We start from the raw sequence: 8,956 nt of genomic DNA, 5'->3' as shown, positions 1-8,956 counted from the left end.
CTTACGGGGATAATACTGGCGGCGCGACCATAAAACTCTTGAAAACGGGAGACAATCGCCGCAAATCGCTTACAATCACTACTATCATCCAAATAATAGACAATAATAGCCGGAATTTTCCGTTGAAAAGTTTCCGCTAAATTTAAACGCGGTGGTACGAGGGAACCATTACCCGCATAGACCACAAAAATATTACCATCAAGGCGATCGTCATCGATTCCCGCATAGGCGCTAGGGGTTAGCCAAGGAGAGAAACTCGTCAGAGCAACAATGAGAAAGACAAGAAAGATCTGAAGACGCAGCCGATAACGAGATTTCATGATCAACAGGGTTAAAATATTAAGACAATTTTTAGTTTGACATACCCCACGCCGTAAACGGACGTGGATTCTTCTAGCATCACTGCTGAGAATTTCTGGCTCAACGAGTCCACTTGAATTAGATTCCTGGCGAAATCCCACCCAGAGGTGGTTCTCTCCTCAGACTTTCGCTCCCTTACAGAAGCCTGTTTTCGTATGCCCTACGATACAGTTCAAAACCTCTAAAATAATTGGTTTCTCTGGTACTTGACGCTTAGAGCTTTTACCTATAGGAGCATTCCCCTATAGAACCCCATAACTCTAGTTTTCAAGGTGCGTTCATCCTGCGATGACTGGGTTTTTTAAGCGGTTGCTTACCCGGCCCGCTATTCTTAATATCATACATCAGATCAAGTCGCCCTAAAAGGGCGAGGCTTTAAACCCAATTTTTCGGTAAAAAATCTTGTGACCTTCGAGCGCGATAATTCCCAAACTACTCCGCGAGTCATTGCCGCTAACTCGCGCTTTGCCAATACCTATTATGCCATTCTAGGACTACATCCGAGTGCCTCGGTGATCGAAGTGCGACGCGCTTATCGGGAACTCAGTAAACGATACCACCCCGATACTACCGAACTCAGCCCCGAAGTGGCAACGGTTAAATTCCAGCGTCTTAACGAAGCTTATGCCACCCTGAGTAATCCCGATCGCCGTTCCCTGTATGATTTACAGATAGGTTACTCGCGCTGGAATGTCATCCAAACTATCCCGGATGGCGATCAACCCATAGCTAATCGTAGCGCCTATCTCGATCCTACCGATCGCCCCCTATCTTCGGGAGAGATTTTTGCTTTGTTTATCTTGGCACTCACCCTGCTCGGCTGCTTGTTACTGGCGGTGATTATTGCTATGCTTCGAGGAGAGAATGCTGTCACTGTAGCCCAATTATTTTTGATTTAGATTCATGCGATGAAGATTCCCACTGCCGATACTCCCCTCTATAATCATCCCTTACCGGCGATCGAAGCATGGCTAGTTAAGTTAGGTTGTCGGAAAAATACCGAGAATGTCCACTGTTGGACTGTGGAAAAACCGACATGGAAAGCGGAAATCTGCCTCGAAATCGAAGAAATCACCGTTCGTTACTTTCGAGCAGCCAATGACGGCAGTGATATCAATCGCGCTTTTAAATACTCCCTTAGTCGCCAAGATATCGAATCGGCAGTTTTTTCCGGTCCTTAATCATCGGTTAAACTTTTAACTATCTAAGATTACTCGTTAAGACAGCACCGGAGTTGGTAGCAGGGAGAGCTAGTCCGAGCATTTGTACTAAAATTTCCGAGATGCGCTGTCAATCCAGTACACTTGTTCAGCTTGAAATCAAAGCTCCCCCACAACTGGAACCGCTGCCGGCAGTGCAACCGTAGCAATAGGAAGCGGTTTGTACCTCTGCAATTAGCTCTAAAGTACCCGCTTGTAATAAATCCGGCAGGGTTAATTTTTGGCCTTGACTGGTGCAAGCAGCCAGATCCTCCATCTGATTAAAATCGCAGTCATAGATATTACCCAAATAATCGATCGAAAGCTGATTACGACACATCAAATGCTCGACAGTATCGCCATTAAAATGGTCTTCGAGGAATTGAAGATAGGGTTGATAGAGTTGCCGGTGTTCCAGATGGAAGCGCGTCCTTCCGACGGGTAGGTTAGTGATAGTAAATAGATTGTTAAAAGAAATATTAAAATGTTCTTGCAAGAACTTTTTGTAATCCCGTGTCAGGGATACCTGATCTGGTGTGAGAGAAAAATTATCTGACTTAGGAATCTGGGGATTATAGACTAAATCCACAATCAAATTCGGCTCTTGAGCGTAGCCGAGACGGTTTAACCATTGTAAAGCGGCGATCGAGCGATCATAGACTCCCAGACCGCGCATTTTATCCACATTATCGGCAAGATAACAGGGTAAAGAAGCCACCACCCGCAGTTGATGGCCAGCGCAATATTCAGGAATATCAGTAAATCCTTTCTCGAAATAAATAGTTAAATTCGAGCGCACAATTACCTGTTTCCCAGCTTTTCTAGAGATTTCCACAATCGGCTTAAAACCGTAGAGCATTTCCGGGGCGCCGCCGGTCAGATCGACGGTTTTAATTTGGGGAAATCTTGCGATCAGTTCGATAATTTGTTCGCACACTTCTGGAGTCATTTCTTCGGAACGACCTGGACTAGCTTCCACATGACAATGGCTACAAGCAAGGTTACATCTTTTCCCCAAATTAATTTGCAGAACCGAGATTTTTTGCTTAGTTAAAGGAGTTTTTAGTTTCTCAACAAAAGGAGTCATGGGAGAGTAAACAGTAATCAGTAAACAGTAAACAGTGAACGGTAAACATTGAACAGTAAACGGTAAACAGTAATTAGTAAACAGTAAACAGTGACCAATAACTGATAACTGATAACTGATAACTGATAACTGATAACTGATAACTGATAACTGATAACTGATAACTGATAACTGATAACTGATAACTGATAACTGATAACTGAGGGATCGAACTTGTCTCGACGCTGCTTTTTTAACAGCAACCGCCCCCATTATAGTGCCAAGTGGACTCGGTGATGAGGATATCTTGGGGAGAGAAACGAGCTAAGTTGATCGCAGTTTTATCACAGACGGCCACCGGCAATCCTTTGGCTAAAATATGCCCTGCACCATCATCAAAAATTGCCTCCGTACCAGTATAAATAGCAGTTTTGCCCGTAAAAATACAGGCCCCATCTTCGGGAATAGCTAGTTTAAAAGCAACGGAATCCAAACTTTCTAATAGGAGCGGATCGGCTAAATTATAACTCTGACAGTCCAGTAAACGATAGGGACGACGGGCTCGAATTTCTACCTGACCAAAACCAGCAGCGATCAACTGTTGAATATAATCATCGTAGGTCAAGGCCCCCGATAGACACATAGCGCGTAAACGCTGATCTTCTTGCAAATGTTCGGGGATTGGACGAGTGGCGATCGGATCACTCATCAGTAAACGTCCTCCCGGTTTTAAGACGCGAAAAGCTTCCCGTAAAGCTAACTGTAAGTCGGCTGGTTTAAAGATATTAAAAAGACAATTCTGCGCCACTACATCGACGGAGGCATCCTCCACCGGCAATTCAAAGGCGGAACCATCTCTAATTTCCACAAAATCGAGACTAAACCAGGGATTTTCCAGCAGCGCTTCGCTGAGATTTCTTTGGGCTGCCCAACGCATTTCTGGCACTGGATCTACCGCAATAACTCCCCCCGGACGACGGGAAAAATAGGCGAATTGCAGTGCTTCTAAACCACCACCCACACCCACATACAAAACCCTAGGAGAATTGCCTAATTCATTGGCCTGCACCGTCGTGCCACAACCATAGTTCATCTCCTGCATAATGGCAGGGATTTTTAACCCCGGTAGTTGCAAAGGACTGCTTTGGACACAACATAGCCCCACTTCGGGAGTTTGGGCCACTTCGCTGTAAAATTTGGCAGTAGCTTCCAGATAAGTCATTTTCATCCTTTAAACTCCTTTTCTCTGATCAATTCAAGGACTGACTTCACATCCTCGCCCAACGCTATCGTAGCATTCCTACTGACCCATAAGCGGTTAAAATGCGTCTTAGCTTATCTTGATGCTCCGATATCTCGAAATACCGCAACGCCGAAACCTGCGGGATCGCTTTCTAGTCTAGCCTATTTTCTATACACCTGATCGTGACTACCAATATCAATTAACAAGATGATAACTTCTCAATATTCTCCATCTTCCGAAAAACTAAAAATAATGGTTCTTCGGTTTGTCTTATGCAATGGACGGGGTTATAAGGAATGAAACCCTTATAGAGAGAGACATTACCGCAATTTTTGTCAATTGTTTGCGATCTTGAGCGAACTAATCAATTAAATCTCTTGCCAGATAAGGATTTAGTCGATTTATGCCCCCATATCGAACCATACCAAGTCCCGAAAAACTAAAAATAATTCGACAATCGTAAGCCACAGTACAAGACCATAACCCTTCTAAATTACCACTTAACCTATGGGTTTTTAAAGACAGTGTAAATGGGTCTTCTGCCAGTTTTCTAAGTACATCGAAAATTTGAGGTTTTAACTGGGGATTTTTCTTGATTAGCTTCTTAAACGAACGCTTAAACCCATCACTCCATATTAGATCCATCGTTAATCCTCATTCAAATCGGCAATCAAATCTTCTACGGTTCCCTTTCTGGCCGTTCCAGTAGCGATCGCCTGTTTCAATTCCTTAAAATTAGCTAAAATTTCTCTTTCTCTTGCTTTAGCTCTATATTGAGACAAAATCTCTAACAATGACTCCTGTTCATCCTCTGATAAATTCTCAAAAGATTTGATCATTTCTTGCAAAGTCATCATTTTACCTCTAACTCTTGATGAAAATCTGTCGGTTTTAATCATAACAGGGAACGGGGAACGGGGAACAGAGTAGGTGGGTAAATAACCCCATCTTTTCGTTTTTTAATACCATTTTTCTAAAGTAATGGCAGAGATGGTTAATTCCCTCACCCCCAACCCTTCTCCCTTTTTGGGAGAAAGGAGTAGAATGTCTGCCACGAATAAAGAAAAATGGTATAAGAAATACGGGGATAGCCCACCGACAAAAAAGCACCCCCTTTCGAGGATGCCTTTTTGTCGGTAATCAAGAATTAACCTTCGATCGAGGGATCACCAAGAGCCACGGGAGCGGTTTCACCACTCGCGAGGTCGAGGGGGAAGTTGTGAGCGTCGCGAGGAGCGCGTTACTTCCATCTCGATTATTTCTTACAGCGATCGAGCGATCGATTCCCTTTCTGGGTAAGGATTTCGGATTGAGTTACGGACAGTTTCCCTCGATCGGGGTATAACAACGCTCAATTCTCCTAAAATCCTTTCCAGATCAGCCTTTTAGCTGGCGATTCTAACCGTAACCAACTCCACTCCGATCGCCCGATCTCGGCTAGAAATAAGCAACATTAACAGACTCGTCGTTTCGGTATAATGGTAAAGTTATGCTTCATGCTGAGTTTGGGTGCTCTCTATATATTCGCGTAAAACTTTGTTTATTAAAGTTTTATACTGTTCTCCTTGAGCCTGAAACCATTGATTTACATCCGGATCAAGCTGAACTAGGTTGTGTGCCCGATCCGCTGGAATACGTAAAGTAGCTCGTTCAAAAAATTCATCTGTCAGCGGTGGAATATCTGAATAGTCAATATTCTCTTCTGACCTTGATTCTAAGGCCGCCCAATTAGTACGAGAGGTACTGTTCAAATCGTTTCTGCTCATGACGGTTGGCTCTCCGTGCTGAAATGATTCGGGTTACATTTTTTCGACGCTCCGTCCAGACGACTACTGCTATTCCAGAACCGAGAAAACCGATCCCGAACCAGCGATCTTCGCCATAGTCGAAACGATCATCTAACTCAATCAGCATTTCTCTCTCAAACATCGTGGGAACATCGGCAAAATCAATCTCATGTTTACGAATGTTTTCAATGTTTTTCGCTTCGTCCCACTCAAATTGCATGAGGAATTAAGATATGCCAGACCGAACTAACTTCTTTCATTATCACACATTGGGCTGAAATGGGTTTATTCTTTACCGGAAATCAGCCATTCTAAATTTAAGACCGGGTAGGAATTTCAAGAGATAGGGGGCTAAGATAAGAAAATAGGGTTCTTCGTTACTTGTTATGGTTCGATAGGGGGGCATAAATCGACTAAATCCTTATCTGGCAAGAGATTTAATTGATTAGTTCGCTCTAGAGCAAAAACAATTGACAAAAATCGAAGCAATGTCTTTCTATATAAGGGTTCCATCCCTTATAACCCCCGTCCATTGCATAACACAAACCGAAGAACCGAAAATAGCAAGGAATCGAGAGAAATCAGTTTATGCGGGGAATATTCGATTCCCTTTCTGGATAAGGATTTCGGATTGAGTTACGGACAATTTCCCTCGATCGGGTCACGGTAACGCTCAATTCTCATAAAACCCTTTCCAGATGAGCGTTTTAGATTGTGATTCTAACCGTAACCAACTTCACTCCGACGGAACAGAGATAACAAGCCTACAAAAAAGCACCCCCTTTCGAGGATGCCTTTTTGTAGGTAATCAAGAATTAACCGTCGATCGAGGGAGCGACAAGAGCCACGGGAGCGGTTTCACCACTCGCGAGGTCGAGGGGGAAGTTGTGAGCGTCGCGCTCGTGCATGACTTCCCTATAGAGCCACTCGTCGATCGATGCGGCTTCGCGTATCGGGTAGAAGTGCGAACCGATGGCGAGAGGGAACGATCGCACCGGAGATGATATTGTTGCCGTAGAGTAGGGAACCGGCTACCGGCTCGCCGATGTCCACGGGGGGAGCGGCGATGAAGACGATAATGAAGTCAGGTTATGACCGTTTTTTCCTCAAAAAACCCACCAAAGAAAACAGCCCTAACCCTAATATAGAACTAGGCTCTGGTACAGATGGATTCGGGGGATCGGTTTGTCCATCTAAACGAGCGAGCCAAGCTTCAGTATTACCATTAGGGTTAGTCCCATAACCCACAACCGTTAACCCATCCGCAGAAATTGCGGTACCAGACCGTAAAGTCCAACCGGTTAAATTTAACCCATAATCATTGGTTAAAACCTGTTTTAAGCTCCGCATCCCTTGGGTACCATTCCAGATAAATGCCTCCCCACCACTAGCACTCTCGCTGAAACCAACCACAACAGACCCATCGGCTGATACTCCATCAGCACGGCTAAAGAAACCACCCCCAGGTAAATCCCCTAGTCCGACCATCCCCGTTGTTTGTGTCCAACGGAATGCCTCCACACCACTAGCACTATCGACCTCACCAACAACAACAGACCCATCTGCTGATACTCCAGAAGCAAAGCTATAGAAAGTACGCCCAGGTAAATCCCCCAGTCCGAGCATCCCCGTTGTTTGTGTCCAACGGAATGCCTCACTGCCATTAGCGCCATTGCTGTTAGCGCTATTAGCGCTATTGCTGTAACCAACAATAACAGACCCATCTGCTGATACTCCCCAAGCACCACTATTGAAACTACCCCCAGATAAGTCCCCTAGTCCTACCATTCCCGTCTGTTGTGTCCAACGGAATGCCTCCCCACCACTAGCACTGTTGCCGATACCAACAACAACAGACCCATCTGCTGATACTCCCCTTGCCTCGCTCTGGAAAATACCCCCAGGTAAATTCCCTAGTCCTACCATTCCCGTTGCTTGTGTCCAACGGAATGCCTCACTACCATTAGCGCTAATGCTGTAACCAACAATAACAGACCCATCTGCTGATACTCCCCTTGCCTCGCTCTGGAAAATACCCCCAGGTAAATCCCCTAGTCCTACCATTCCCGTTGCTTGTGTCCAACGGAATGCCTCAATTCCATTAGCACCAATGCCGAAACCAACAACAACAGACCCATCTGCTGATACTCCCCTTGCCTCGCTCTGGAAACTACCCCCCGGTAAGTCCCCTAACCCCTGAAAAGAGGCGGCTTGTGCGGGGAAAGTTACCCCGATCGCACCCAATCCGATCCCTAAGCTGATACAATTGGCTATTGTCCTATTCATAACTTGATAAAAGTCAAAAAAAATTGTCTTTAAATTTTATCCTACAAGAAATTCTAATTACTAGAAAAAATTTATCTTATTATAAATATCCGCGTATTGCGACGCGGGAACCAGCGGGATCGATGTTTGGTTTTTCCTATTTTATCAATACACTTCATCATGAGTACCGATGTCGAGTAAAATGATAACTTCCTCCTGGGTGTCTGGCTCAATTTTTATAGAAAAAATAATCCGACAATCATAACCACAAGAACAAGCTTTAAGTCCCGATAATTCCCCTCTTAATGAATGAGTTCCCAAGCTCAAAAAATAAATATCTTCCCTCATTTGTGCCAATGTCTTCTCAATCGCTTTCTGTCGTTGAGGATTTCTGAGAACAAACTTACGGAAAGTCCGCTTAAATTTAGGCGTTAAAACCAGTTCTCTCATAATATCTATTCTAAAGTTTCTCTCAATTCTCTCAGAATAATTTCTAGGGGTTGAGGTTTAAATTCTCCTTGATGAAAAGCATTAATTGACTCCCTAGCATCTCTGGCAATTTCTTGACGACGAATATCAAGTAAACGATTTTGTAAAATTTCTAATAACATTTCCTGTTGTTCTAAAGATAGTTGCTCAACAGTATTTAAAGCTTGTTCTAAACTGATCATAATTTAACCTCAAAAAACCACCTTCTATTCTAACAACAAAAAAGCACCCCCTCGCGGGAGTGCCTTTTCATTCAGACTAGGAATTAACCATTGATAGCAGGAGCGGTCAGAGCCACAGGAGCCTGTTCACCACTAGCTAAGTCTAAGGGGAAGTTGTGAGCATTGCGCTCGTGCATTACTTCCATACCGATACCAGCGCGGTTTAACACATCGGCCCAAGTACCGATTACACGACCTTGAGAATCGAGAATCGACTGGTTGAAGTTAAAACCATTGAGGTTGAACGCCATGGTGCTAACACCCATTGCCGTAAACCAGATACCGATTACCGGCCAAGCACCCAAGAAGAAGTGCAGAGAGCGGCT

Annotated in this window: 13 protein-coding genes and 3 pseudogenes; 3 read left to right on the top strand and 13 right to left on the bottom strand. The window is 44.3% G+C overall.

Annotation, left to right across the window (positions count from 1 at the left end):
• Positions 1-320: pseudogene (locus tag IQ242_RS09865) on the bottom strand (thioredoxin family protein); the annotation flags it as partial.
• A 444-nt stretch (positions 321-764) separates the two neighbouring features.
• On the opposite strand from IQ242_RS09865, the gene IQ242_RS09860 reads away from it, so the two are divergent.
• Entirely contained in the window at positions 765-1,259 is a 495-nt protein-coding gene (locus IQ242_RS09860) for a J domain-containing protein (protein WP_193959840.1), read from the top strand.
• A 9-nt stretch (positions 1,260-1,268) separates the two neighbouring features.
• Complete coding sequence (locus IQ242_RS09855) at positions 1,269-1,541, top strand: DUF3143 domain-containing protein (RefSeq protein WP_002763790.1); 273 nt, start codon at positions 1,269-1,271, stop codon at positions 1,539-1,541.
• A gap of 127 nt (positions 1,542-1,668) precedes the next feature.
• Here the strand turns inward: IQ242_RS09855 and arsS are convergent, their stop codons facing one another.
• The 5 genes and pseudogenes from arsS to IQ242_RS09830 form a co-directional block, all read right to left on the bottom strand.
• Positions 1,669-2,646 carry an arsenosugar biosynthesis radical SAM (seleno)protein ArsS gene (arsS, locus tag IQ242_RS09850; protein WP_193959842.1) on the bottom strand — a complete coding sequence of 326 codons (978 nt, stop codon included), beginning with the start codon at positions 2,644-2,646 and terminating at the stop codon, positions 1,669-1,671.
• A 232-nt stretch (positions 2,647-2,878) separates the two neighbouring features.
• Positions 2,879-3,853: an arsenosugar biosynthesis arsenite methyltransferase ArsM gene (gene arsM / locus IQ242_RS09845; protein WP_193959839.1), complete on the bottom strand. Its 975-nt coding sequence runs from the start codon at positions 3,851-3,853 to the stop codon at positions 2,879-2,881.
• Positions 3,854-4,228: 375 nt separating this feature from the next.
• Positions 4,229-4,513, bottom strand: coding sequence for a type II toxin-antitoxin system mRNA interferase toxin, RelE/StbE family (locus IQ242_RS09840; protein WP_228020915.1), 285 nt, complete (start codon positions 4,511-4,513; stop codon positions 4,229-4,231).
• A gap of 2 nt (positions 4,514-4,515) precedes the next feature.
• Complete coding sequence (locus IQ242_RS09835; protein ID WP_193959841.1) at positions 4,516-4,722, bottom strand: hypothetical protein; 207 nt, start codon at positions 4,720-4,722, stop codon at positions 4,516-4,518.
• A gap of 293 nt (positions 4,723-5,015) precedes the next feature.
• Positions 5,016-5,099, bottom strand: a pseudogene (locus IQ242_RS09830) (photosystem Q(B) 2 domain protein); the annotation flags it as partial.
• Between IQ242_RS09830 and IQ242_RS26725 the strand changes: the two are divergent.
• A complete protein-coding gene (locus tag IQ242_RS26725) occupies positions 5,088-5,213 on the top strand; it encodes a hypothetical protein (RefSeq protein ID WP_255520639.1) in 126 nt (41 codons plus the stop codon). The pseudogene IQ242_RS09830 and the gene IQ242_RS26725 overlap by 12 nt on opposite strands.
• Positions 5,214-5,355: 142 nt before the next feature.
• On the opposite strand, the gene IQ242_RS09825 is transcribed toward IQ242_RS26725, so the two are convergent.
• The 7 genes and pseudogenes from IQ242_RS09825 to IQ242_RS09795 form a co-directional block, all read right to left on the bottom strand.
• Positions 5,356-5,634, bottom strand: a complete 279-nt coding sequence (locus IQ242_RS09825) for a BrnA antitoxin family protein (RefSeq protein WP_193959838.1) — start codon at positions 5,632-5,634, stop codon at positions 5,356-5,358.
• On the bottom strand, positions 5,597-5,875 hold the full coding sequence (locus IQ242_RS09820) for a BrnT family toxin (protein WP_193959837.1): 279 nt from the start codon (positions 5,873-5,875) through the stop codon (positions 5,597-5,599). The genes IQ242_RS09825 and IQ242_RS09820 overlap by 38 nt, the downstream gene beginning before the upstream one ends.
• Before the next feature lie 697 nt (positions 5,876-6,572).
• Positions 6,573-6,738, bottom strand: a pseudogene (locus IQ242_RS09815) (photosystem II q(b) protein); the annotation flags it as partial.
• 6 nt (positions 6,739-6,744) lie between these two features.
• The gene (locus IQ242_RS09810; RefSeq protein WP_193959836.1) at positions 6,745-7,941 is read right to left on the bottom strand and encodes a PEP-CTERM sorting domain-containing protein; all 1,197 of its coding nucleotides are present in this window, start codon (positions 7,939-7,941) and stop codon (positions 6,745-6,747) included.
• Positions 7,942-8,085: 144 nt separating this feature from the next.
• Positions 8,086-8,370, bottom strand: a complete 285-nt coding sequence (locus tag IQ242_RS09805; protein ID WP_052275446.1) for a plasmid stabilization protein — start codon at positions 8,368-8,370, stop codon at positions 8,086-8,088.
• A 5-nt stretch (positions 8,371-8,375) separates the two neighbouring features.
• On the bottom strand, positions 8,376-8,591 hold the full coding sequence (locus IQ242_RS09800) for a hypothetical protein (RefSeq protein ID WP_002750830.1): 216 nt from the start codon (positions 8,589-8,591) through the stop codon (positions 8,376-8,378).
• A gap of 83 nt (positions 8,592-8,674) precedes the next feature.
• On the bottom strand, positions 8,675-8,956 hold a 282-nt coding region (locus tag IQ242_RS09795; protein WP_193959835.1), incomplete at its 5' end, for a hypothetical protein.

This window comes from Microcystis sp. LEGE 08355, assembly GCF_015207185.1.
GTDB classification, from domain to species: domain Bacteria; phylum Cyanobacteriota; class Cyanobacteriia; order Cyanobacteriales; family Microcystaceae; genus Microcystis; species Microcystis panniformis.
Note: the sequence above shows the minus strand (reverse complement) of the source record. Positions and strands in the feature narration are given on the sequence as shown.